This window comes from Roseobacter litoralis Och 149, assembly GCF_000154785.2.
GTDB classification, from domain to species: domain Bacteria; phylum Pseudomonadota; class Alphaproteobacteria; order Rhodobacterales; family Rhodobacteraceae; genus Roseobacter; species Roseobacter litoralis.
The window spans coordinates 106,911-131,347 of record NC_015730.1; the positions used below are offsets into that span (position 1 = coordinate 106,911).

General features: G+C 56.4%; 23 protein-coding genes. 11 read left to right on the forward strand and 12 right to left on the reverse strand.

Going from position 1 to position 24,437, the window contains the following annotated elements:
* Window positions 1–26 precede the first annotated feature (26 nt).
* A complete protein-coding gene (locus RLO149_RS23935; RefSeq protein WP_169315064.1) occupies window positions 27–179 on the forward strand; it encodes a hypothetical protein in 153 nt (50 codons plus the stop codon).
* A gap of 202 nt (window positions 180–381) precedes the next feature.
* Here the strand turns inward: RLO149_RS23935 and RLO149_RS00525 are convergent, their stop codons facing one another.
* Window positions 382–1,230: a formate/nitrite transporter family protein gene (locus RLO149_RS00525; RefSeq protein ID WP_013960084.1), complete on the reverse strand. Its 849-nt coding sequence runs from the start codon at window positions 1,228–1,230 to the stop codon at window positions 382–384.
* A gap of 174 nt (window positions 1,231–1,404) precedes the next feature.
* Between RLO149_RS00525 and RLO149_RS00530 the strand changes: the two genes are divergently transcribed.
* Both RLO149_RS00530 and RLO149_RS00535 read left to right on the forward strand, forming a co-directional pair.
* On the forward strand, window positions 1,405–2,826 hold the full coding sequence (locus tag RLO149_RS00530) for a TrkH family potassium uptake protein (protein ID WP_245538099.1): 1,422 nt from the start codon (window positions 1,405–1,407) through the stop codon (window positions 2,824–2,826).
* A gap of 2 nt (window positions 2,827–2,828) precedes the next feature.
* Window positions 2,829–3,479, forward strand: a complete 651-nt coding sequence (locus tag RLO149_RS00535; protein WP_013960086.1) for a potassium channel family protein — start codon at window positions 2,829–2,831, stop codon at window positions 3,477–3,479.
* Window positions 3,480–3,529: 50 nt separating this feature from the next.
* On the opposite strand, the gene RLO149_RS00540 is transcribed toward RLO149_RS00535, so the two are convergent.
* On the reverse strand, window positions 3,530–4,342 hold the full coding sequence (locus RLO149_RS00540; RefSeq protein WP_013960087.1) for a response regulator: 813 nt from the start codon (window positions 4,340–4,342) through the stop codon (window positions 3,530–3,532).
* A gap of 99 nt (window positions 4,343–4,441) precedes the next feature.
* On the opposite strand from RLO149_RS00540, the gene RLO149_RS23725 reads away from it, so the two are divergent.
* From RLO149_RS23725 to RLO149_RS00550, 3 genes are read left to right on the forward strand one after another with little or no spacing between them, the layout of a single operon-like run.
* Complete coding sequence (locus RLO149_RS23725) at window positions 4,442–4,615, forward strand: NepR family anti-sigma factor (protein ID WP_158308130.1); 174 nt, start codon at window positions 4,442–4,444, stop codon at window positions 4,613–4,615.
* Window positions 4,612–5,160 carry an RNA polymerase sigma factor gene (locus RLO149_RS00545; protein WP_013960088.1) on the forward strand — a complete coding sequence of 183 codons (549 nt, stop codon included), beginning with the start codon at window positions 4,612–4,614 and terminating at the stop codon, window positions 5,158–5,160. The genes RLO149_RS23725 and RLO149_RS00545 overlap by 4 nt, the downstream gene beginning before the upstream one ends.
* Before the next feature lie 56 nt (window positions 5,161–5,216).
* The gene (locus tag RLO149_RS00550; RefSeq protein WP_148264293.1) at window positions 5,217–6,902 is read left to right on the forward strand and encodes a sensor histidine kinase; all 1,686 of its coding nucleotides are present in this window, start codon (window positions 5,217–5,219) and stop codon (window positions 6,900–6,902) included.
* Between the two features lie 81 nt (window positions 6,903–6,983).
* Here RLO149_RS00550 and RLO149_RS00555 read toward each other — a convergent pair whose 3' ends face one another.
* Window positions 6,984–8,615: an acetolactate synthase large subunit gene (locus tag RLO149_RS00555; RefSeq protein ID WP_013960090.1), complete on the reverse strand. Its 1,632-nt coding sequence runs from the start codon at window positions 8,613–8,615 to the stop codon at window positions 6,984–6,986.
* The gene (gene gdhA, locus RLO149_RS00560; protein ID WP_013960091.1) at window positions 8,615–9,961 is read right to left on the reverse strand and encodes an NADP-specific glutamate dehydrogenase; all 1,347 of its coding nucleotides are present in this window, start codon (window positions 9,959–9,961) and stop codon (window positions 8,615–8,617) included. Before gdhA ends, RLO149_RS00555 begins: the two co-directional genes overlap by 1 nt.
* Window positions 9,962–10,136: 175 nt before the next feature.
* Between gdhA and RLO149_RS00565 the strand changes: the two genes are divergently transcribed.
* From RLO149_RS00565 to RLO149_RS23020, 3 genes are all read left to right on the forward strand, one after another.
* Window positions 10,137–10,865 (forward strand): Crp/Fnr family transcriptional regulator, encoded by a 729-nt coding sequence (locus tag RLO149_RS00565; protein WP_013960092.1) that lies wholly within the window; start codon window positions 10,137–10,139, stop codon window positions 10,863–10,865.
* Between the two features lie 380 nt (window positions 10,866–11,245).
* A complete protein-coding gene (locus RLO149_RS00570; RefSeq protein WP_013960094.1) occupies window positions 11,246–12,133 on the forward strand; it encodes a mechanosensitive ion channel family protein in 888 nt (295 codons plus the stop codon).
* Window positions 12,134–12,387: 254 nt separating this feature from the next.
* Window positions 12,388–12,504 carry an entericidin A/B family lipoprotein gene (locus tag RLO149_RS23020; RefSeq protein ID WP_083825431.1) on the forward strand — a complete coding sequence of 39 codons (117 nt, stop codon included), beginning with the start codon at window positions 12,388–12,390 and terminating at the stop codon, window positions 12,502–12,504.
* Window positions 12,505–12,720: 216 nt separating this feature from the next.
* On the opposite strand, the gene RLO149_RS00575 is transcribed toward RLO149_RS23020, so the two are convergent.
* A complete protein-coding gene (locus RLO149_RS00575) occupies window positions 12,721–13,308 on the reverse strand; it encodes an exopolysaccharide biosynthesis protein (protein ID WP_013960096.1) in 588 nt (195 codons plus the stop codon).
* Window positions 13,309–13,821: 513 nt separating this feature from the next.
* On the opposite strand from RLO149_RS00575, the gene RLO149_RS00580 reads away from it, so the two are divergent.
* Window positions 13,822–14,226: a hypothetical protein gene (locus RLO149_RS00580; protein ID WP_013960097.1), complete on the forward strand. Its 405-nt coding sequence runs from the start codon at window positions 13,822–13,824 to the stop codon at window positions 14,224–14,226.
* Window positions 14,227–14,432: 206 nt separating this feature from the next.
* On the opposite strand, the gene RLO149_RS00585 is transcribed toward RLO149_RS00580, so the two are convergent.
* A complete protein-coding gene (locus RLO149_RS00585; RefSeq protein ID WP_013960099.1) occupies window positions 14,433–15,728 on the reverse strand; it encodes a mechanosensitive ion channel family protein in 1,296 nt (431 codons plus the stop codon).
* A 294-nt stretch (window positions 15,729–16,022) separates the two neighbouring features.
* Between RLO149_RS00585 and RLO149_RS00590 the strand changes: the two genes are divergently transcribed.
* Window positions 16,023–17,003: a PRC-barrel domain-containing protein gene (locus RLO149_RS00590; RefSeq protein WP_013960100.1), complete on the forward strand. Its 981-nt coding sequence runs from the start codon at window positions 16,023–16,025 to the stop codon at window positions 17,001–17,003.
* Between the two features lie 574 nt (window positions 17,004–17,577).
* On the opposite strand, the gene RLO149_RS00600 is transcribed toward RLO149_RS00590, so the two are convergent.
* The 6 genes from RLO149_RS00600 to RLO149_RS00625 all read right to left on the reverse strand — a co-directional run bounded on the left by RLO149_RS00600 (window position 17,578) and on the right by RLO149_RS00625 (window position 24,421).
* Window positions 17,578–18,918: an FAD-dependent oxidoreductase gene (locus RLO149_RS00600; RefSeq protein ID WP_044025150.1), complete on the reverse strand. Its 1,341-nt coding sequence runs from the start codon at window positions 18,916–18,918 to the stop codon at window positions 17,578–17,580.
* A gap of 208 nt (window positions 18,919–19,126) precedes the next feature.
* The gene (locus tag RLO149_RS00605; protein ID WP_013960103.1) at window positions 19,127–20,065 is read right to left on the reverse strand and encodes an NADP-dependent oxidoreductase; all 939 of its coding nucleotides are present in this window, start codon (window positions 20,063–20,065) and stop codon (window positions 19,127–19,129) included.
* 33 nt (window positions 20,066–20,098) lie between these two features.
* Window positions 20,099–20,605, reverse strand: a complete 507-nt coding sequence (locus RLO149_RS00610; protein ID WP_013960104.1) for a lactoylglutathione lyase family protein — start codon at window positions 20,603–20,605, stop codon at window positions 20,099–20,101.
* 45 nt (window positions 20,606–20,650) lie between these two features.
* Entirely contained in the window at window positions 20,651–21,262 is a 612-nt protein-coding gene (locus tag RLO149_RS00615; protein WP_044025151.1) for a glutathione S-transferase family protein, read from the reverse strand.
* Between the two features lie 56 nt (window positions 21,263–21,318).
* Complete coding sequence (locus RLO149_RS00620) at window positions 21,319–22,695, reverse strand: NAD-dependent succinate-semialdehyde dehydrogenase (RefSeq protein WP_013960106.1); 1,377 nt, start codon at window positions 22,693–22,695, stop codon at window positions 21,319–21,321.
* 403 nt (window positions 22,696–23,098) lie between these two features.
* Window positions 23,099–24,421 (reverse strand): MATE family efflux transporter, encoded by a 1,323-nt coding sequence (locus tag RLO149_RS00625; RefSeq protein ID WP_245538100.1) that lies wholly within the window; start codon window positions 24,419–24,421, stop codon window positions 23,099–23,101.
* Window positions 24,422–24,437 lie beyond the last annotated feature (16 nt).

The following is a 24,437-nucleotide window of genomic DNA, read 5'->3' on the forward strand; positions in this document are numbered from 1 at the left end:
CGGCTGGCAAAGAATGGAGAGTTGATATGGATATCACCTACCTCGTCGCTTTGCTCTTTCTTGTAACGCTGAGTGCCGTGCTTGTGTTTGCCGTGGTCAGCAAGGCAAGAACCGAGAAACGAATGAAGGATGACGATGCTCGCAAATCCACTTTGGCAAAAGATGCGCCAGATAAATAACGCGCAGGCTTGAGCAAATGAAAACGCCGCTCTGATGCAAATCGGGGCGGCGTTTTTCCGTTTTGTGGTCGCGTCAGGCTTTTATGCCGCTCATAATCAAACGTGAGCTGTCTGCATGATCGCGTGTGGAAGAATCTGCGGTAGTGAAAGTCGCCGCGCGTTACGCGCCACGGCTTTCATTTCTCAATTCATCCCGGCGGTTTTACTTCTTGAGGTCTTCGACCACCTCGGGCTGTACCTGTGCCCAAGTCAACATGGTGAAAATCACCGTGCCGCCAAGCACATTACCAATCAACACGGGAACGAAGAACCCGAACAGCGCTTCTCCCAACCCCAGCTCACCCTGCACCATCAGGAATGCCATCTCGACCGAGCCTGCGACGATGTGCGTGAAATCACCCAGCGCAATCAGCCACGTGAAAAGCACGATTACCGCGACTTCGCTGCCTTGGGACGACGGCAACATCCAGACCAGTGCGGCAATCAGAATACCGGCCGGAATACCCCGCATCATACCCTCAAGCGGTGGCATACCTGTGGCATGGCGGCTCAGGTCCATCATTGCTGCGGCGACGTCATCTGCAAGCACATTACCATAGGCAAAGAAGCCCGCGATCAGAAACGCGCCGATGACGTTGGCAGCCAGAACCGTTGCCCAAAGTCGAAACATGCGACCGAATGCGCGACCGGTCGGGTTCAGCGTCACTGGAATGACCGTCGTGATCGTGTTTTCTGTAAAAAGTTGCATACGCCCCAGAATGACCAACAAAAAGCCAAGGCTGTAGCCTGCGTTCTCGACGATATAGCGCCATGGTGCGTCTGGCAGATAGGCACGTAAGACCGACTCTCCCAGTACGGAGAAAGAAATCAGAATACCGGCCGCGACTCCCGAAAACCACAGGGCGCGCATGGGGCGTTCCAGCTCTTCTTCGCCATTTCTGCGAATTGTCTCAAACACAAGACGCGGGGAAAGGCCCACGGCTTCCGCAACCGCTTCGCTTTCTTCGCGTTCGCGTGTCAGGTCGTGCGATATTTCATTAGACTTGGTCATTCAGTGTCTCCGTTTGTCAAAAGACATACGCACTGGCGATGTGAATTGTTCCACGGCGGAACAAAACAGGTTGCTTGGCGGTTGTGGCTGCATGTCGACAAACACGTTTAACTCTTGCCGCCCGCGTCCCGCATGAAAGTGCCCGCGCTCCAGAAATCTGGTACAGAGATATTGATGCAACCCGCGCGCTTGCAACGAGTGGCGCTGGCCCTTGCCAAACACGGGGTTTTGCTTCCGCTTGTTTTCGTACCGCCTTTTGTCTGGGCGGTAGCCGAGGGCGCGTGGTCCTTTGCACTGGCACTTTTGATACCTGCGCTTGCAGGTGCAGTGCTTTGGGCAACGGTGATCCGCCTGCCACTGCCCAAAGATCTGCGGCAGGTCGAAGCCGTTGTGGTGTTGGCGCTTCTCTTTGTCGTGACCCCTCTGATGTCCGTACCTGCATTCACGGTGCTCGGCATGTCGCCACTTGATGCCCTGTTCGAGGCGATGAGCGCCCTGACGACAACGGGTCTGTCGATGGCAGGAAGCACAAACGACTGGCCTTTTGCCGCGTTTTTCCTGCGCAGTTGGATGCAATGGTGTGGCGGATTGGCGATGGCTACAGCGGTGCTGGCGATGCTGATTGGCCCGGGAGCCACGGCGCGCAAGCTCGGCAAGGTGAGCTTGGATGAAGGTGACAGGATTGCCTCGACCCGCAGCCGCGCGCGCCAGCTTTTGGGCGCATACGCTGGCCTGACAGTGGTCTTTGGCCTTGCCATCTCCGCGAGCGTCGGTTCCGTGCCAGAGGGTATGTTGCTCACCTTTTCTGCGGTCTCAACGGGTGGCTTTGCCTACCGGGCGGATTCAGTTGCGGGATACTCGGGTCTGACCCAAACGTTGGTTATTCTGGCATCCCTGGCGGGGGCTGTGTCGTTGCTGGCAATCGCGCTGGCTTTTCGAGGCGCTGTGCGTGATGCATGGAATATAGGGTCGCTGCAGCGCTTGGGCCTTTGGTGCGTTGGCGCTGTCACCGTTCTGGTGGTTCTCATGTATTCTCTGGGCCAAGATAGCTATGCGGTTCTCATGTGGAACCTGCTGAGCGCCATCAGCACAGCGGGTTTTTCCGTAGGTGACATGCCTGCAGCGCCTGCTCTGTTGCTGTTCTTTACTGTTGTGATGATGGTCGGTGGCGATTTGGGTTCGACTGCCGGGGGCCTCAAACTGGCCCGCCTGTCCACGCTCATGCGTGCTGCCAAACATGCGACCCGTGCACCGCGCTTGCCGGACAACGCAATCGCGCCGCTTCGTGAGCATGGACAGGTGGTCAAGGACCGTCAGTTGATTGCTCTGATGGCGTTCCTGCTGTTCTACGTAACATCCGTGATGGTGTTGTGGGTTGCCTTTCTGGCCTATGGCTATGCGCCGCTCCCTGCGCTTTTTGACATCGTTTCCGCCTTCTCGACGGTGGGCCTGTCCACAGGTGTCATCGCGCCCGATATTCCCGCGCCGCTCAAAGCGGCCACTGTCCTTGCGATGCTGCTCGGGCGGTTGGAATTTGTCGCCGTAATTTTACTGATATTGCCCAACACATGGGTCACCCCACCGCAAAGGAGATAGCCATGCGCACCGTTATTGTCGGCGGTTCCAAATTCGGAGTCGCCACCGCAGAGCAGCTGATCGACAAAGGTCACGAAGTTGTACTGATTGATAAGAACCGCCAGAAACTCGAAGATCTGTCACAACGGCTCGATTGCGGCATGATTCATGGCGATGGGTCTTCGCCCAAAATCCTGCGCGAGGCTTTCGCCAGCGAGGAAGACGTTCTGATCGCGCTGACCAATGCTTCGGATGGCAATATCCTGACAGCGCTCACTGCGCGGTCCGTGGGTTTCGGCAGGGTGATCCCTCAAATCATCGAAGCGGAACTGTTGGAGGTCTGCGTCGAACTTGATTTGAAAGACACAATCACTCCGCATGTCACCGTTGCGCGCAGCCTGTGCCGCGCGCTCGAAGAAGAGACCGAGCTTGCCCGTGACACCAATCTCACAAGTGATCTGCGCCTCTTGCGGGTGACGGTGATGGCCAAACAAGAAGGCTGTGCGCTGAGCGACCTTGATCTGCCCGATGACTGCCGGCCGGTTGCTCTGTTGAAAGATGACCATGAGAAATTTGCCGACGCCGATGTTACCCTGTCCGAGGGCGAAGAAATTCTCTTTGCCGTGCGGTCAGAGAAAGTCCGCGAGCTAAAGGCGCTTTTCGCTGCAACCTGAGCGTTAAAAAATTACCGGCCCGACAGAGGGCGGGCCGGTATCTCGAACAGTCAGACTTTTAAAGTCTCGGTAGACGAAAAGAACATCGCCTGGCTCACGGCGACTTTTACCTGTTCTTCCGTATAGGGTTTGGCGATCATGAACGCAGGCTCGTAGCGATCGCCGGTCAGAAGCCGTTCAGGGTAGGCGGTGATGAAAATGACCGGTCGGTCGCCCAAATCGCTCAGGATGTCTTTGACGGCGTCGATTCCGGATGAATTGTCGGCCAGATGAATGTCCGCGAGGATCAGATCGGGCGTTTTCTGCCCTGCCAGCGTTACGGCAGCTTTGCGTGTTCTGGCGATCCCTGTGACCTCATGGCCCATGTCACTGACCATGCTTTCCAGATCCATTGCGATGAGCGCTTCATCTTCGATGATCATGACCTTGCCGGTGACCGAGGCTTCCATCTCTTTGTAAGCTGCGTTCAGCAATTCGCCCACTTCGCCTTTGGACAATGACGTGATCTGCGCGATCTCGGCGGATGAAAACCCTTCAATCACCGACATCAGCAATGCCTCGCGGCTATTGGCGGTCAACTTTGCCAGATGTGCGTGTGCTGCGGCAGACAGCTGCGTGTCGCTTTCACCGGACGGGGCACCGCTTGAATGCCAGATGACATGAAATACCTTGAACAATGCAAGTTTGGGGTGCAACGTGCTGTCGTACACACTGGCATCGGTAAGCAGCGCCTCCAGCGTAGCGGCGGCATAGGTATCGCCACTTTCCTGACTGCCTGTCAAAGCCCGCGCATACCGGCGCAAGTACGGCAACTGCTTGCCTACTTCTTCTGCAAGATTGGTCGCATTTGCTTCGTATGGCATCAAAATCTCCGATTTTTTTGAATTCTTCTGGAACCAAACGCATCAGTTGTGCGTTTGGTTCCCGTGCACAACAAATTTTTTTGAAAGGACGTCTGTAAAATGGCCAAGGAAGAACAGACAGGCAAGTCGTCAGATTTAATCGACGAAAACCTGAAACAGATATTTCAGCAAGAAGTGGACCGCGAGCTTCCTGATCGTTTCACCAACCTGATTGAACAGCTGCGCGCCAAAGACGCTGCGAATACACAAGAGACGCGTGGGAAACGAGCATGACAGACCCGAGAGAAGAAATCGTCGAGCATATCAAGACGCTGCGTGCCTTCGCGCTGAGCCTGACGCGCAATCCTGCCTTGGCTGATGATATGGTGCAGGACACCGTTGAAAAGGCATGGACGAACATCGACAAGTTTCAGCCCGGCACCAACATGCGCGCTTGGCTCTTCACCATCCTGCGCAACACGTATTATTCCAACCGACGCCGGGCCAAACGCGAGGTTGCGGACCCCGAAGGTGTAATGGTTGAAAAGCTCGCCGAGAAACCGGCCCATGACGGCCGTCTGCAGATGACCGATTTCCGCGCTGCATTTTCCCAATTGCCAGATGAGCAGCGTGAAGTGCTGCTGTTGGTCGGCGCATCGGGTTTTTCCTACGAAGAAGCAGCGGACATGTGTGGCGTCGCCATCGGAACGATCAAAAGCCGGTTGAACCGTGGACGCGCGAACCTTTCGGCGCTCATGCAGTTGCACGACGATGAAGCCATGGAATTGACGGACGCTTCCACGCTTGCAGTCATTGCAACCAATGGCGCTGCTGCGTGAGGTAATTTGTGATATTCCAAGACAGGTTTGCGCGTTTCGGTCTGGCACCGCGCGCAATGATACTAGTGACGGTTGCTTTGCTTCCGCTGGGGCTGATTGCGTTGTGGCAAACGGATCGGATCATGAAAGGCGAACGCGAGGCGGCCAGTCGCGTTCTACTGGTCGTGACCGAAAAGGCCGCCGCACGCGAGCGCCAGATCATTGAGCGTGCAATCGGCACCGCAGCGGCCTTGGGCAATACGGCGCAATCCTTGTCAGATCAGCCGCAGCTTTGTGCCCAGACGATGCGCAACTTCGAGCGCGGCAGTGCTTTTTACAGCTTTGTGGGTTTTGTCGGCGCTGATGGCTATACTGGCTGCGGGTCCGTCTTGCGCACGGCGGTGGCCGACAATGACAGTCTGGTCATGCTTATGGACAGCGAACGTCCGGGCCTTTACGTCAAACGCAATCCAGAGATGCCGGAAGACTCCGTGCTGGTGGTGGCCACACCCGTTTTTCAGAACGGCACCTATGCCGGGCATTTGCGCCTGCACATACCCCACGTCGGGTTTGAGCCGACAGCAGACAACCTCGATGGCGAACGCCCGCTTGGTCTTGTCACGTTTAACGAGAACGGCGAGATACTCACCAGTGAACGCATCCTGAAACGCGCCCGCAGCCTGCTGCCGGACGGCGTATTATTGACGGATTTGATAAGCAACGATCCCTACACCTTTACTGCGCAATCCACCTTGGGGGAGGAGCGCGTCTATGCTGTCGTACCGCTGGTGGACGGCAACGCTTATGCGTTGGGCACCTGGGACATAGATACCAGTCTGTTGCAATCAGACGCCCCCTATTGGCGCACGATTATTCTGGCGGTATTGATGTGGAGTGCGAGCCTCTTGGTGATCTTTCTCATCATGCAGCTCTTGGTAATCCGCGGCATTCAGCGGCTTAGAGGGCAACTGCGAGATTTCCGAGACGACCGCTTTCTACCGATCGGAGATATCACTGCACGCGGTGAGCTTTATGAACTTGAGGCTGAGTTTCGCGAGATGTCCGGAATGATCCTTCGTGACGAAGCCCAATTGGAAAACGCGGTTCACGAAAAGAACGTGCTGCTCAAAGAAGTGCACCACCGGGTTAAAAACAATCTTCAGCTCATCAATTCGATCATCAACATGATCCTGCGGGGTGCCCGCAGTGACGAAACAAAGCTCGTCGTTCGCCGCCTGCAAGACCGCATTATGGCGTTGGCGTCAGTACACAGGTCGATTTATCAGGCGCAGTCCATGGACCGCGTTGATGCCGCCGAGATCGTGCGTGAAATCGTCAACCAAGGTGTCGCAATAGGCCTGCCGCGTGATTCAAGTGTGGAGGTCGATGTCGATCTTTCGCCAGTTGCGCTGTACCCTGATCAGGCAATGCCCCTGTCGATGTTCGTGTCTGAAGCGGTCACAAATGCTCTTAAATACGTTGGCAGCGATACACCGCGTATCACTGTCAGTTTGAAGAATGGGGCAATTGGAGCCAGCGATGGTGACACCCATGTGACACTGATCGTGGCAAATACAACTGATGCCGCCATTGATGACGTCGAGGGAACCGGCCTTGGCTCCCGATTGCTGCGTGCCTTCGCCAGCCAACTCGAGGGAGAGCTGACCACTTCGGATGCCGACGGCACGTTTACGCTGCAGCTGGTCTTCGGGGTTTCACAGTTTGAGCCCGAAGATGAGGACATGGCGCAGGCTGCTGAATAACCCCCTATTACCCGGTCAAAATACGACCGAGCCGCGTGTCTGATACGCGGCTCATGTGCTTGAAACGGGCAAAGGGAAACGTCACGCAACCTGCACCTCTGGTGTCTTGTCGCGCTGCAAAGCATCCCGATAGTCGACCGGCAAGGTGATCAGCGTCAAACCCGAGCGATAGTCCTCCAATGCGGTCCCGAGCGCGTCAAGGTTTTCGACCCGGACGTGTTTCCACCCGAACGACTGCGCCAGCGCCTGCCAGTCCGGATTGCCAAAGGACAGCGGGGTGTGATCGCCTGTGTCCGCTTCTTGCTTGGCTTTGATCAGGCCGTAGCCGCCGTCCTCCCACAGAAGGACAGTGAAAGACAGACCCAGCCGCGCAGCAGTTTCCATATCCTGCACATTCATCATGAACTCGCCATCCCCGCAAATGGCCAGCACATGGCCGTGACGGCCCAGACGGGCTGCCGCAATTGCGCCGGGCAGGGCGATACCCATCCCCGCCAGACCGTTGGGGATGATGATCTGCCGCGTGGTGCTGGCCGCCAGATATCGGGCAACTTCCATTTTATGGGTGCCGACACCCGACAACACCAGAGTATCGCGGGCCAGCGTGCGTTCGACAATGCGCAATACATCGGCAGGGTGCAGCCCGTTGTTCTGCGTGCCACGTGGGCGGCCACGTGCCTCTGCGATCTGTTTGACACACTCGGCAACGCGCGGATCCTCTGGCCAGATGTGTCCCTTCATAGCTGCGCTCAACCCGCGCAGGCTTTGGCCGATATCGCCGGCTACATCGGAGGCGATGGTCCAGTCATGCTCCAACGTCGCTGGTAATGCAGCGATATGCAAAACCGGCACGTCTCCGCCAGAGGTCAAAGCGGCGGGCGGTACCTCGATAGGATCAAAACCAACAGCAATGATGAGATCGCGTGTGTCGATTACATCATCAATGTGATCATCAAACGGTTGCCCGATACAATGCAGATGCAGCGGGTGATCTGCTGACAATATGCCCTTGGCCATGAATGTGGTCGCAAGCGGTATATTCGCCTGAGTTGCAAACTGTGCCATGTCGCGCGCGGCGCGGGCGCGGACGACACCGTCACCCGCAATGATCAGCGGACGCTGCGACTTTTTCAACAGATCAAGTGCTGCCGCCATCGCCTTGGGGGCTGCCGTAGCAGTTGCAGGATGCGGGGCCGGTACCGGTTTCATCGTCGTGTTCGCTTGCGCCAAGTCTTTGGGCAAGGACAGATGCACAGCACCGGGGTTTGGCTCCTGCGCAATGCGGATCGCCTCGGCGAGCAGGCCGTTGACCTCTTCTGCGCACATCAGGGTGCGGCTGAACTTTGTGACTGGCTCGAACAAACGTTCCAGATCAATCAACTGGTGCGAGCTTGTCTTGTTGAGTCGCGCCCGCTCCCCTTGGCCTGTAACGACAATCATGGGCGCATGGTCCAACTGCGCATCGGCCACTCCTGTCATCAGGTTCGTGGCCCCCGGTCCAAGTGTCGCGAAACACAGCGCAGGATGCCCCGTAAGCCGGGCATGCACGCTCGCCATATATGCTGCGGCCTGTTCATGCCGGGTCAGAACCACATCGATGGACGACGTTTCCAGCGCCTGCATCAAATGCGTGTTTTCTTCGCCCGGAACGCCATAGGCGGTGGTGACACCGGCCTCTTCCAACCCTGCAACCAACAATTCTGCAACGTTCATCACATGGCCCCCATGGCAGATACCGCATCCGCGACCCGGCGGTAGGCGGCGACATTGGCGCTGCGTGCATAATCAGTGATCGTGCTGCCGTCTTCCTCAGCGAGAATGCGGTCATGAATACCCCGCATCAGCGACTTGAGCGATGCGTCCACTTCCTCGGCTGTGCTAAAGCGCCGATGTGCGTTCTGGCTCATCTCCAGACCGGAGATGGCAACCCCGCCCGCGTTGCTCGCCTTGCCGGGAGCGTAGATCAGCCCTGCTTTGCGGATCTGCGCCAGCGCTTGGGATTCCAGTGGCATGTTTGCCCCCTCCGCCAGCAGACATGCGCCTGCGTCGCAGATATCCTTGGCGGCCGCCTCGTCCACCTCGTTCTGCGTGGCGCAGGGCAATGCGATGTCGTAGTCCGTTGTGCCCCACGGCAACGCGCCCTCAATAAACTCAAGACCCAGATGTTGCAGTGGCTGCGCGATGTCCTCGCCCGCTGCCTTGCGCGCCTGAACCCAAGCGACTGCATCCAGCGACATGCTATCAAGAGCCAGCAGTGTGCCGGTTGTGTCGGACAGGGAAACCACATGCGCGCCCTCACAGATAGCCTTTTCGGCGGCATGTGATGCCACGTTTCCTTTGCCGGAAATTGCTATGCGCGTGCCCTCCAAGCTCCGGTTCGCCTGAGACAACATCGCCTGCACGAAATAGATCAGACCATAGCCTGTCGCCTCGCTGCGCATTGCGCTGCCGCCGAAGGATTGCGCCTTTCCGGTCAGCGCGCCGTGAAAGGCACCACTCATCTTTTTATACGCGCCGAACAGCCAGCCGATTTCTCGCGTGCCTACGTTGATATCACCTGCCGGTATGTCAATATCCGGCCCGATGTAGCGGACGAGTTCCGACATGAAAGCCTGACAAAATCGCATGATTTCAGCATCGCTGCGGCCGGCCGGATCAAAATCTGAGCCCCCTTTGGCACCGCCCAACGGTGGGCCGGTCAGTGCATTCTTGAACACCTGTTCAAAGCCAAGGAACTTCAGAATGGACGGGGTCACCGACGGATGAAACCGCAGACCACCTTTGTATGGGCCGATGGCGTTGGATGTCTGTACCCGCCAGCCCCGATTTATTCGCACCATGCCCGCGTCATCCAGCCACGTGATCCGAAACGAGATCACACGGTCGGGTTCTGTCAACCTCTCCATCACCTTTGCAGCAGCCCAGTCAGAATTGTTTTTCTCAATGGTAATAACGTCCTGCGTCACATCTGAAACGGCTTGGAGGAATTCAGGCTCATTCGGGTTTCGGGCGGTGATCTGGCCGATGAATTCTTTGGTTAATTGATGGCGATCTGTCATACTTCCTCAAAAGTTGCTCACCCCCCCCCAACAACTGACGCGCTGTATATGTTCCGGACCTGCTTCGGAAATTTGGCGTCGGTACACCTGACCCCCGGCACGGGCCATAGTGAGATTGGGTGGAACAAATGCCTGTGTGACGCGTTTTGCACTGACTGAAATGAACGGAGAACACATGGTTACTGACTGCAAGGCATGTCCTTTAAGGCGGCATGAGATTTTCCAAAAGATGACGCGTGAAGAAACGGAGAAAACGCAGCGGTTCAAATCCGGCGAGCTGGCAGTTGATCCGGGTACGCCGATCTTGGCTGAGGGTTCTAACGCGCCTCAAATCTACACGGCACTGCGGGGCATGGGCCTGCGCTACAAAGTGCTGTCCAATGGCCGTCGCCAAGTTGTAAACTTCATTTTCCCCGGCGATTTTATTGGATTGCAGGCCGGTTTGATCGGAGAAATGGGCCATTCGGTCGAGGCATCAACACATATGACGCTGTGCGTTTTCGACCGCAAAGACTTCTATGACTTTTTTCGCAATTCGACTGAGCGGGCGTTCGATGTCACATGGCTTGCCGCCTCCCAGGAGCATTTTCTTGGCGAAGCACTGACGACTGTCGGTCAACGCTCCGCGATTGCGGGCGTGGCATGGGCACTTGTGCAGCTGTTCCGCAAGGGCGACGCGCTCAACATGGTGCAAAATGACACGATGCCGCTGCCCTTTAAACAGCAAGATCTGGCAGATGCATTGGGTCTTTCACTCGTGCACACCAACAAGACGCTCGCGCGTCTGCGAGAGCGGCAGTTGGCCAGTTGGTCCGAGGGCAAGCTGGTGATCCACGACGTTGAGCAACTTGCCGATGTCGCTGGGATGGAGTTGGAAGAGATGCGGGTGCGTCCCGTTATCTGAACTTCCGGCGAGAGCCCGCCCAACGCATGAGAACCCGCAAGTTCGGGGTCGGGCAAACGGGAATTATGCCACGCCTCAGTGCTGCTTTGCGTTTCGTCTGATCGTCGGTATCGATCGCGAGGCGGAAAGACAAACCACGTGGCGCGCGCATCGCCGGATCTCAACAGCGATCCCACCCGCGTGATCCAAGGTCTCAGCGGGGCCGCCATCTGCGGCACTGGAGCCATCGGGATCGCCTGTGGTCTGGCGATGCCGTCTGTTGGGTTGCTCAACATCTACGATTCCGTTGCCCTCACTTAGGATGCTGAATGACGCTCTAACTCGGTTGAGCGGAACAATTCCGACCGCCATGCGTTCCAACAGAAGCAAAAGGATACAATATGTCTTGGGAAGAAATGCTCACCACAGTGCAGGAAAGTCTGATCACCTATTGGGATGGTTTGGTCGGATCTCTGCCGAAACTTGGTGCCGCCTTGTTCTTGATATTCCTGACGTGGGGTGCGGTCACGCTCGCCCGCGCGTTCATCCGCAAGCTGGGCAGCAAGACGCGCATGCGCAAGAACTTGACGGACGTTCTGTCCATGCTGGCGGGCACCGGATTGTGGTTGATGGGAACGCTCATCGCGCTTGCAATCGTTTTTCCTTCCATAACGCCCGGTAAGGCTCTGACCACATTGGGACTGGGGTCTGTCGCCATTGGTTTCGCCTTCAAAGACACCTTCGAGAACTTTCTCGCCGGCATTCTCATTCTGCTGCGCGAACCATTTGCGATCGGGGACCATGTTGAATGTGACGACATCGAAGGCCAGATCGAAGAGATCACCATCCGCGACACGCACGTGCGCCAGACCGATGGTCAGCTTGTTGTTGTGCCCAACCATCTTCTCTTTCAAAACCCGGTTACTGTGCGTACCAACCGCGACCTGCGGCGCACCACCATCATTTGCGGCGTGGCCTACGGCGAAAACGTCGACGACGCCCGCTCTGTGATTGAGGCCGCCGTGCGCGAGGTGGATTCGGTTCGAAATGACGTCAAGGATGTTCAGGTTTTCGCACAAGAGTTTGCGGCTTCTTCGATCAATTTCGAGGTGACATGGTGGACAGGCTCGCAACCGCTCGACATCAGAACGTCACGCGACCAAGTGGTCGCAGCCGTAAAACGCGCGCTTGATGATGCCGGTATCGAAATCCCGTTTCCCTATCGCACGCTCACGTTCAATGAGCCGATCCCGGTGCGCGAGCAAGGCGCACAGGATGAGGCTGCTTAACCTGAGTGCACGGAAAGCAAGACACGGCCTGCGCATGGCTACACCGCCCTGTTGGCTGCTGAACTGAACGCAGCAGCCAATGCGCAAACCCCGGCTCCGACACAGTGATGGGCCGCGAGCACCCGATAGATCACGGCCGGACAGCCGGGAAAAAGATCCGCCGCCTGACGCAATACCCAAAAAAACGGCGCCAAACGGAACAAACCTGACGATCGAGCGTTCCATGGGTATCAAACACTCAGAAGGAACACATCATGTTTAGAATTGTAGCACTCGTTATCGCAGTCTCGGCGCTGGCAGCCTGCGAAACCACCAAGGGCGTTGGCCAAGACATCCAGAACGCTGGCGAAGAGCTTGACCAAGCGATCTAATGCCGGTGTGGTGCGTTTGAAAGGCGGCTTGCAAGGGCCGCCTTTTTTGCACCCGCAACAATAAATATACCACCGCACGCTCGCGACAGACATCGGAACCTTTGATCCTCGCCACGTCCACCCTTGGGATGCTTGGTCACAGGCCAATGCATGACGGTTTGCCCGATCAGAAAACACGGGATACGTGCGCATTCGGCTCCAAGAGCCGCTAAAAGGTCAGAATGCCCAGACGGCTCCCGTCGCTGCAAGTCCGATCAGGCCCATCCCCCATGCCACCCACAGCCCATCTCGCGTCAGCAGGGCCGCGCTAAAAAACGCGATTGTCCCCGCAACGATTGAGGCCGAAAAGGGGATGAACTCAAGTAAGGGCATCATGAGGCCGCCAACTAAAAACAGGCTTAAAAGCATCTTTCGGGCAGCGCCACGAACCAGCGGTCGGAACCGTGTTTGTGTCGCGCCATCAAGGTAGGCGGCGCCTTTGCTCAACCACGCCAGCGCATCCCCCAGTCGCTTATTGGGAACTTTCTTGCGCCGCAAGAAACCGGGCAGCCAGATTTTTTTACGACCCAAGAGGGCCTGTGCCGCACAAGTGGCTATGATGAGGCCACAAACGGTGGACAACCCAGGGACGCCGCTGAGCGGAGTAGCTGAAAGAGAGGCGGCAAACAGGATGGCCGTGAGGTGAGACGTGCGCCCAACAGCGTCGGAGATTTCAGAAACCGTGGTTTCATCCCCTTGCTGGCTTGCCTCTACGATTGTCTCAACCGTCTCCGTCAAACTGCTGCGTTCAGAATTCTGTACCATACCGCTCTGCGTCTTCCACAAAATCAAGAATTGAGCCGGCTGATCTGGCCAGACCCCTTTTGTCGACAACGCGCAAGCTACGGCGCCTGTTCCATCCTTCGGTTGTCAAAAGTCCATCTGTTGGGAGTGTAATTATTTCTTACGGTGACGCGCCCTTGGCCGCGTGTGTTACAGAAGGCGGAAGCTATCCCTCTCGCGATTGAGTGTGGGTTCCGGGAACCGAGACTGCGATCAAGGGCTGTTGTCCAAGGCGGCGCGCAGGCCGGATCTATCCGTGCTTAAACATAATGGGATTGGTTCCATGACGCGGGATGTCATCAGCCAAACCGCACCCGATATCCAGACCGCTTGGTAAGCCGCAGCATTCCGCCGTTGTAAGTGCTGATGCAGCCTTCGTAGGTGCCGCAAGGTCAACCGAATTTTGGCAGATTTAGTCCACTTGCTATGTCATAGTTTAATGCAGGGCCTTTTCAGGCGCGCGATAGTCAGCGGCGCACAGAAAAGGGTATCGTCATGACGGATCAGCTTCATATTTACGTCGTTGAACGGAATCTGTTCGTGTCTCAGGACATGGTTTTGACGCTCAATGCTGTGTTGCCGTCGGCTGTTTGCTCCGTATTCACGAATGTCGCTGAGGCGCGGTCCGCGAGCAATCAAGAGCATGATCCGCAGTTGGTCCTTGTTTCTGCAAATGTCGACGGTACTTTTTCTGTCTCACCCGAAGATGCCGAATGGCTCGTCAACCGGCGGGTCATTGCATTTGATGCGAACGACCAAGCGTCCACGTGGGGATGGGTGTATTTGAACAAACCTTTCAGTCAGGAAGAGCTCACGCAAGCTGTTGTATCGCTGCTATCTGATGAGGTGAACAAGCCTGTCGACGCAACATCTGGCCAACCCGCTGCGCGCACAGACTAATCACCCTATGATCTGGTGCGACCCGTTGCCTGACCCCAGGGATGCCACCCTTTCGTGTGGCCATCATTTGGGATGCCCTGATCTGGCGCAGTGCAACACCTTTTTTACGGAGGCGCGTGCAAGTTCCATGCCACTGTTGGGCTGGGCGTGATGGCGGAAAACGACGTATGGGCCGGTCTGAGTACACCACCGACTGCATCGGATGTTCAACGGTTATCCAGCAAATCCGCTGGAGCCGCTTCCTGCGCGTCTGTGTCAACCGGGAGTTCATCGCTAAGCAGATCACCTTCGCCTTCGCTTGAGGTCGGTTCTGCGACGGGTCGGTCCGGCTGGGCAGTGGTCTGGGGCAAGGCGTCTTCACTGCGCCCCTCCAGCACGCGCACGCCTTGGGGAAAGATGACCTCGCGTGCTTCGTCGGGCATCGAAATCCCCTCAACAGTCAGGGCGGATTTGACGGCGCGCAGCAGCGCCGATTTCAGTTTGATCGGCGATATCATATGCCCATTGAACCAGTAGTAGGTACGGATATTCACAGTCGACGCGCCTAGCACATCAACAAGGACCATCGGTTCAGGCTCCGCCAAGACGGCGTCATGGGCGTTGAGGGCATCGAGGATGATGCTTTGCGCATCGGCAATCCCCGCATCATATCCAATGCCCACGACAAATTCGCCCCGGCGATTGGGCGAGGACGTGAAGTTTTCGATAACGTTCTTGAAAACGGTGGAATTGGGGATGTGGATCTCATTGCCCTCAACAGACGTCAGCAGCGTACTGCGTGTCGTCATGCTTTTTACTGTGCCGCTGAGGCCGGCGACGCTTATGAAATCACCGCGTTGGAACGGACGACGGACACTGAGGATGAGACTGGAGAGGAAATTCTCGGCGATGTCGCGGAAAGCAAAACCGATCACGATGCCGATAACCCCGGCACCGCCCACCAGCGACAGAGCCAATTGGGTGAGGCCTGCAACCTGCAATACGATGTAGAGGCCCAAAAGAAACACCGGAAAGGCGATGGCACGTGACACGACCTGACGCAGGAAGGGTGATTGAATGCGGTCTTGCAGTAACCAGCGGGCCAGTTTTGACACGAAGCTCGCGACGTACCATGCCAGCGGCAGCACCAGGACGGCGAGCAATAGCAAAGGTAAAACGGTGACCGACTTCTCAGCCAGTCGCTCAAGCTCGGTGAGAGCGGGCGTAAGCGACCACACCGGCCCGTCGTCGACGGTGATACGGTTAACTACAGCCACGACGCCTGATGTTTTCTGCGCCAGATCGCGGGCCCATGTCCGATGCGCGCCCGACCCTGCGGAGCCATCAAGGAACACGACCCCTTCATCCACTGCGGCGGACAGGTTCGTGTACCAGCCGGTCGCAGTAAGGATGCTTTCGATGCGGCGTTTGATGGCCGTGTCGGGGGCAACGGGCTCGATTTCTACCTGTTGTTCGGGGGCGACAGGGGTATCTTCGGCAGAGGGCTCGGTCGTCTGAGCCATAACAACGCCCTGACCTGCCCCGCATGCAAGGAAAACTGACAGTACCAGTGCCAAGCAAGCAGTTAAGCTATTGTATTTCATTCTTCTTTCATTTCGTTTTCCGCAGCGTGCCGAATGCTCAACACCCTTCACCTGTCTATCTTAAAAGGACAATGCGCCAAGAAGTTGATATGTTCCCGCGGCGACCTCTGCGAAAACCATCGCGGAAAAAAGTTTGGAACAATGTCGGCTTGCCTCGTGTTGGTACAGTAATCGGCCCTGAGCCGGAAATGCAAACCACGGAGGAATAAAACCATGAAAAACCTCATGACAACAACAGCCCTTGTTCTCGCCACTGCGATGCCTGTCGCGGCCTATGACGCGAAGTCGGACAGCGTGTTTATGAACTACGAAGAAGGCAGCGCATCGTCTGCCGATCTGCTCGCATCTGACCTGATTGGCATGCGCGTGTACACCAGCACCGCAGACATCGAAACCGAACCTATGGCTGAAATCGACAGCGACTGGGATGACATTGGTGAGGTCAGCGACGTCATCATGTCCCGCGACGGGAAGACAAAATCCATTCTGCTCGATATTGGTGGGTTCCTCGGCATCGGCGAAAAGACTGTTGCCGTGAACTTCGACGAGTTGAAGTTTATCGCTGACGAAGACGACGCTGGCAGCTACTTCCTTGCCTTCTCCGCAAGTCAGGAGATGTTGGAAGAAGCAGAGCCGTTTGATTTCGACCAGATCGGCGCATGGACTTCGGCCAAGTGGAACGAAGCCAAAGCGACGGCCACGCAAACCGCAGGGTCTGTCAAACAGTCCGTGACTGAAACCGCCAAGGACGTCAGCCAATCAGCTGAGGAAACAGCAGCTGACGCCAAGGAGTCCGCGCTGGCGACTGCCGCGTATATTGAACAGTCTGCAAACGAAGCGGCAGACGATGTGGAGCGCACGGCCAAGAACTTGACCGCGCCAGAGATTTCCCGCGATGGTTTTGAGCACTTCGACGCGAGCGAGCTGACCACTGAGATGCTGGTCGGTGCACCGCTGTACGATACCAACGACGAGTGGATCGGCGAAGTGTCCGAGCTGATCGTCGACGAGAAGGGTGAGCTGCAACAAGCGGTACTGGACGTCGGCGGTTTCCTTGGCCTTGGCGAGAAATCGGTGGCGACGAATATGGACAGCCTAACCATCACGCGTGCGCGTGACGGCGGTGAACTGCGCGTCTACGTAGATGCCACGAAAGAACAGCTGGAAGAAATGCCGACTTATAACGGCAGCTAAGCCAAGCTGATCGCAGACATGAGGACCTGGGGCGGCTTGCCCCGGGTCTTTTGCTTGAACGGCGAGTTAGAGTCAGCAAAAGCTTAACAAGTTCGGGTCTGCGCTGAATAGGGATTTACTGGCTTTGGCTAATCGCTGTGAACCAAGATCCACGTACCGCAGGGCGAGCGAGTAAGCCTTCCTTTTTTTCACACGGTCATGGGAAAGTTTCCGGTCCTTGCTGCTTGGCGAACGAATGATGACATCACCAGCGTCATTTCCTGCCCGGAGCAGCGCGCTGTTCTCTACCGGCTGCTTTCGCCTGTGCTACCCCAGTTCATCGATGCTTTTGCCTTGGTCGTTGCCGGTTTGTTTTCAGATCAGGGAATGCGCCGGTATGCCGATAGCTGTGCAGACCTTCGTGCGATCCATGTCTTGCACAAGGCCCCCAGTTCTTATGTTGCTGGCCCGTACGGCCCGATTTGGCAGCTAATTACAGCGCCTGACACTCAACCCTGTTTTCGCTCCAAAAACCGTGCGCCGCGTGTTTAGCAGCCGTCGGCAATGACGGCCTGCTTGCATTACATCCGTGAGACTATTCTTGCGTTTGTGTATTTGAGAAAAACTCTTCCGCAAATGAAGGATGGACCGGTGTCGCGTCAGTGAACGCGTTCGCCGAAGCCTTGGCCGCGATAAGCGCACTGGCCATTGCGATGAGGTCTTCTGCCCCCTCTGCCGCGATCGAAGCACCTGTTAACGTTTTGTTTTTCCCGTCAAAGATAAGTTGATAGAAATCGGGATCATGTGAGGACTGGCTCAGCACGTTCTGCGCGAGCGGTGTAACGGTGCCGCTCTTCCCTTTAGCGTTGTTCGTGCTGCCAACGAAAGCGGCTGGCGGGTAAACGAAGGCTGTCGTCGCCACCAGATCCAAGTTCGCAACAGTGGCACCCTGGCCGTGCAACATATGCGCCAACGTCGTACCATCCGCCGTGGCAACAGGGGTCAAAGGCAACCTGTCAGCCACATCACCAATAGCATAAACGCCAGCGCAGCTGGTTTGAAATTGGTTAGATATTGCCAGAGCACCACTTTCTGCAGTTTTCAGAGCTTTCACAAACTCGCCTAGCTGGTCGATGTTCGGGGAGCGCCCGGACGCCGCGACAACGACATCGGCAGTACCCATTCTGCCAGATTTGCAAAAGTATTTTAGCGTGTCGTCCCTTTTGATGGCTGTTACGCTGTCATTCGTTTGAATCGAAATGCCAGTTTCGCGCAGTCCGGACTGCGCATGTAGGGCGAGGTCCTTCGGAAACGTATCAAGAATGTTTGGTCCGTTGTGGATCAGCGTCACCTCAGAACCAAGAGCTCTGAAAATTGCGGCAAACTCGCACCCGATGTAACCTCCCCCAATGATTGCGAGGCGTTCTGGACGCGCCTTCCATGACAGCACATCATCGCTGTTCTGCAGATGCTCCGCGCCTTCAATTTCCATCCGGGTTGGACGTCCCCCGGTCGCCAAAACAAGATGCTGCGCGTGATAGGTTTTATCTCCAACCACAACAGTATTGGCGTTGCACACTGTTGCTTCGCCGCGTCTGACAGTAACGCCTTTTTCCGTAAGCTGGTCCGCGAAAGAGGCGCGAATATCGGCGATATGGGCGTCGCGTTTCCTGATTAGCGCCGGGAAGTTGATTGAACTTGACTCTGCGATCCCCTGATCGGCAGCTTGCGCGATGGACCGCGCGGTCCGTCCTGCGGCCCATAGTATCTTTTTGGGGACGCAACCCCGGTTTACACAAGTGCCACCGAGTGCATCACGTTCAATCAAAAAAACCCGTGCGCCAAGATCGGCAGCTGTCCGCGCAAACGCTAAGCCTGCCGAGCCCGCTCCTATTACAATCGTATCAAACGTGTCGTTCCGCATACTATCTGCCATCCCTGATTGTTACCATGGACAACGATTTGCGAGGAAGTTGGTTCCACGCTCCAGAACCATTTGTCACGCACAGAACCTGATAACCGCGCGTTAGTTTCGGGCAGGGCTGCGTGCGGATTTTTGACCGCAGGGCTCAAGGCTCTTTGCGGGCTAAGAAATAACTCAGATGCGGTACGCGGGCCGTTTCTGATCCGCGTACCGCAATCACTTACCAGTGCTCTATTGGGGGAATTGAAATCACGACTTTCCCGACCGCATGACCGTCTTTCAGGTACGCGTAGGCATCGACCGTAGCCTCCATTGGATAGGTTTTGTCGATGACGGGCTTGACGATCCCGTCTTCGACAAGCTTGCCAAGGTCGGCCAGCATCGCACCGTCCGGTTCCATAAAAAACCATTCGAAGCGTACATCATGCTCTTGCGCGAGGTTGTCTGTGTCCTGTCCCTTGATCGAGATAAGCGCACCGCCCTTTTTCAAAACTTGAAACGAGCGGTTCAGGATTTCGCCGCCCATCATATCCAATACGATGTCGTAGTCTGACAGCTCGTCCTCAAAGGACTGATCTCTGTAGTTGATGACAGTATCTGCGCCCAGTTTGCGAACCAAATCCGCGTTGCGTGGGCTGCACGTCGTCGCGACGTCCGCACCGAAGTGTTTGGCAATCTGAATGGCCAGGGTGCCGACACCGCCCGACCCGGCATGGATGAGAACCTTGTCGCCTTTCTTCAATCTCCCTTTGCTGATCAACGCCTGCCACGCTGTCAAACCCGCCAGCGGCACCGACGCAGCCTCCGCATGGCTTATATTGACGGGCTTCAGGGCCAGTTCATCTGCCTTAACACGTGCGATCTGCGCGATGGCGCCTGCATCTTGCTGGTTAGCGCGTGCGAAGACCGCATCGCCTACCTTGAAGCCAGAGACGTCTTTGCCCAACGCGATGATCTCACCAGACACATCGAACCCCATGACATGCGGGAATTCCAGCGGGATGTTGTCCTTCATCGCGCCTGACTGAAGGATGTAATCAATAGGGTTTACGCTTGCCGCATGAACGGCAACCAGAACGGAATCGTCATGCAACTCAGGTGCCGCAATGTCGGCGATTTCGATCTCGGTGTTGTAATCACGAATAATGGCTGCCTTCATGACGGAAGCTCCTCTTGTTGGGTGAATAGAGTGTTATTCGGTCGGGGAATAAGCGCCCGCTGAATAGGTCAACTCATAGCTGTGGCTATAGATTTCGAACACGATGCCGAACGGATCTTCAACATAGACCATGCGGTAAGGCTTCTTATCGGGAAAGTACTCACGCACCGGCATTCGTTGCTTGCCGCCGGCGGCAACGATTTTGGCCAGTAAACCCTCAAGGTCCGGATCCTGAATGGCAAAGTGGAACATGCCGTGTTTGCGAAACGACAAATTGTCCTGCGGCGCTTCGTTCCCGTCGAATTCGAACAACTCGAACCCGATCCGATCTGCCGTAGCCAGATGCGCAATGCGCAAATGGCCCCAGCCTGCGCCAAAGACATCGGTGCACATTATGCCGATATCACTGTCGTCTTCTGTCACGTCCGTCGGGGGCATAATCGTGTAAAATCCCAGAACCTCGGAATAAAACTTAACGGCTGCGTCAAGGTCCGGGACGGATAGTCCAATATGAGAAAACGTGCGGGGTGTTGGTAGCATGAAGCTTCCTTTCAAATGTGAGTGACATGGTCGGATTGGATGGGTTCAGGGATCGGGTGCCATTGGGCCCGCAATGTTTGTTGCCGCTTTGAAGCCGGGCTGTTCTTGCAGATCACCCCAGTACATCTTGATGCGTGGGTGGCTATCGAGAAACCCATTCCCGTCCAGATTCGCCAGAAGGTAGGAAAACTGGATATCCGCGAGGCAGGCTGTCTCGCCAAATAACAGACCGGTTCGAGGCAGGTGTTGATCGATGTAATTCAGGTGCTTGCGCAGCTTGCCGCGCGCGGCATCCGACGGCTCATCGCCTTTGAGGATGGGGATCATGACATCCATGCAGACGCCGGCAAAGGAGCCCTCGACGTAATCGAGAAGCTCTTCGTGTCGGATATCGTCGGGTGCACCCTGAGGGCGGTGTGTTTTGTCGCCGAATTTATCCACAAGATACCGCAAGCAGGTCGCGGACTCTGCCAGCATCAAATCGCCGTCTTCAAGGACTGGTGATTTGCCCAGAGGATGCACCTTTTTCAAAGCGTCCGGTGCGTGAAACTGGTCTGTTCGATCATATTGGACCAGATCATAGGGCTGCCCCATATCCTCCATAAGCCAAATAAGCCGGAACGCCCTGGAGTAGGCAAGGCAATGTATTTTGATCATCGGATGCGCTTTCTGATTTCAGGTCAATTGCGGCCTCTCCGCCGTGAGGTGGTGCCTCAGGGCAGGTAGATGGCCTTGGTGTTGACGAATTCTTTCATGCCAAAGCCGCCGTGTTCGCGGCCGAAACCTGAATCTTTCACACCGCCGAACGGCATGTTCGGATCTGCGGCGCCGAACGAATTGATGCGGACCATGCCGGTATCAAAATGGTCGCGCGCCAGTCTGAGGGCTTTGTCCTCGTCTTTGCTAAAGATGCCACCGCCCAGCCCGTACCGGCTGTCATTGGCAATGCGCATGGCATCGGCGTCGTCGCGAGCTTTGATCACAGCGGCAACCGGTCCGAATATCTCGTCGTCATAGGCGGGCGTCCCCGGCTGGCAATTCGCCAGCACGGTCGCGGGGTAGTATTGGCCTGTGCGATCCGGTGCCGTCCCGCCGCACAGAATTTCAGAGCCGCCTTTGACACTCTGCGCGACCTGTTCGCTGACCGTCTCGAACTGCTCCGCGCTTGATAATGGGCCAAGCTCTGTGTCCTGATCCATGGGATCGCCCATACGTATCGCCTCCATCTGCTCAACAAAGGCGCTGACAAATGCGTCGTAGACGGGCTCGGTCACAACAAAGCGTTTCGCCGACACACAAGTTTGACCGTTATTGTACAGCCGACCCTGCACACAGGTTTTGACGGCAAGTTCAATATCGGCATCTTCAAGCACCAGGTAGGCGTCGTTTGAGCCCAGCTCCAGCACTGATTTCTTCAGCTTCTTGGTGGCGAGCTGGCCGATATGCCGCCCACCTGCGTCGCTGCCCGTCATTGTGACGCCCCGCACCAGCTTGTGCTCTATCATGGCGTCAGACGTGTCATGATCAACGATCACGACATCAAACAATCCTTCCGGCAACCCCGCATCGAGGCAAAGGTCACGCAGCTTCAGCCCGCTCCCCGTGCAGACGGACGCATGCTTCAGGATGACGCCGTTGCCAGCCATCAGGTTCGCGGCGAGAACGCGCACCGGCTGATAGATCGGAAAATTCCACGGCTGGATACTGTAAATGACGCCAATCGGGCAATGAGCCACGATCCCGTTTTTGTCGCCGCCGCTATGGGTGCGGTCTTCGTCAGCCAAGGTGGCGGGGCCATGCTCAGCGGTATACTCGAAAATCTGCGCGCAGAGTTCCACCTCCGTCTTGCCGTCCCGAAGCAGTTTCCCCGTCTCTTCAGTCATCAGAGCAGCCAGAGCCTCGGTGTTGTCCCGCAACGCTGATGCGATATCGCGCAGATAGGTTGCGCGGTCTGGATGGCTTTTGGTCCGCCAGTCCAGAAAGGCATTGTGACAGTTTTCGAGTTTATCGAATGCCTCGTTGGAGGACATAAGCTCGTAGGTTTTGATCGTCTTGTCCGTCGCAGGATTGGTGGTGGATATCTGCGTCATTCTGAGCCTCCAAGCGTTTGTATGTCTGTTTACAACCGCTGAGCAGTTGTTGTTGTTCCAAACAAACTTATGAATTTCGGGAAAGGCTGAATTTCGGGATCACCTTAAGCGTTCCGGGTTCGGCTCCAATCCCTCCACGCAAACTGTACCTCGATGATGGGCACAGCAGCTGGCTCGCGATCAGTTTTTCCGCGATGCCCGCTATCTGGATGCAGTAACGGGTTGTCTTTCACGATACTGTCGTCTGAGCTGCCTTGCGCGGTTTTCTGCGCTGTCGATTGCGTCGTATTTCAGAGGGCCAAACCGAGCAGAGTGTTCCAGCCCTTACAACGCAGGTTTTCACTCCACTGTCCGTCGAACAAATGGCACTTAAAGGTTGGGCGATAAGAACCGCAATCATCGTTCAACCCGGTCTTTGTGCCGGAATGGCCGATGATATCTTATCAAATGACAAAAGACTGGTTCTTCGGGCTGCGAATACGGCTGCAGCAGCACCAAAGAGGTTTGCCAAAGCAGCAGCGACGACGATCCCCATATAGCCGAACACCACCACGCCGATCCACGCAAGCGGAAGATAGACTGCGAATATACGGCCAAGGCTGAGGGACATGGACCACACCGCTTTGTCTCTGGCGTTCATCGCGGCATTCACGATCACAACCATTCCATACCCAAACAATGTAAAGCCTACGATGCGCAGATAGCTTGCCGCGTATTCCTGATCGCTTTCGCTTGCGGCCAGAAGCCCCGCAATAGGGGTTGCGAACGGCGCCAAAACAAGTGCGATTGCCGCCCCATAGGCGAGACTGAACCCAAAGGCCCATACCGTCGCGGATTGTGCCCGCTCTGTTTCTTTGGCTCCCCAGTTCTGCCCCACAACCGGTCCGATCCCCGCTGACAAGGCCATAAGTGGGACCAACAAAATTGATTGTACGCGCCCCGCTGCGCCGAAACCGGCAACTGCGTCATCCCCGACCGTGGCGACGGCCGCAGTGACGAGCGCCATACCCGCCGGATTGATCGCGTTAGACATCGCCGCGGGCAATCCGACCTTCAGAATGGTGCGCGCACTGACGAAAACGCCAGTCAGAACGTTCCCGCAGACACCTAAGAGGCCGCGCTGCCACGCGATCCATAGTGCTATCCCAACTGCAACAACCCTCCCAATCAAAGTTGACATCGCCGCACCGGCTGTTCCCATTTCGGGGATTGGGCCCCATCCAAAGATAAATATCGGGTTCTGGGCGATACCGAAAAAGGCCGCCACGATCATGATGGCAGCAGACGTGGCGCCGTCTCCGTGGGCGCGAAACACAGAATTCGTGACCATCATAACCACAAGGAACGGCAGCGACAGCGACCAGAGCGGCATGTATTCTGCGACTTCTTTGGCAACATCTTCTTTTGCGCCCAAAGCCCCGAATGCCACAGGGAAGGCAAGCCAGACGGCTGTGGCCAGAACCACAGAGAGCACGCAGCCTAACCCAGTGGCGTGCAGCGCCAAACGCTGTACGTCTTCTTTGTTCGAACCCGCGCCGACTTTCTGCGATAGGGCTGCGTTGGCACCTGCGCTCAATCCGATGGAAAGAGATGTCAGCGCGGTGATTACAGGGTAAATGAACCCCACCGCAGCAAGGGCCGCACCACTGACCTGACCCAAGAAATACGCGTCAGCTAGACCGACAGCGATGACTGAGAAGATGCCAAGGGCCATGGGGGCGGACATAATGGTCAGGGCTTTC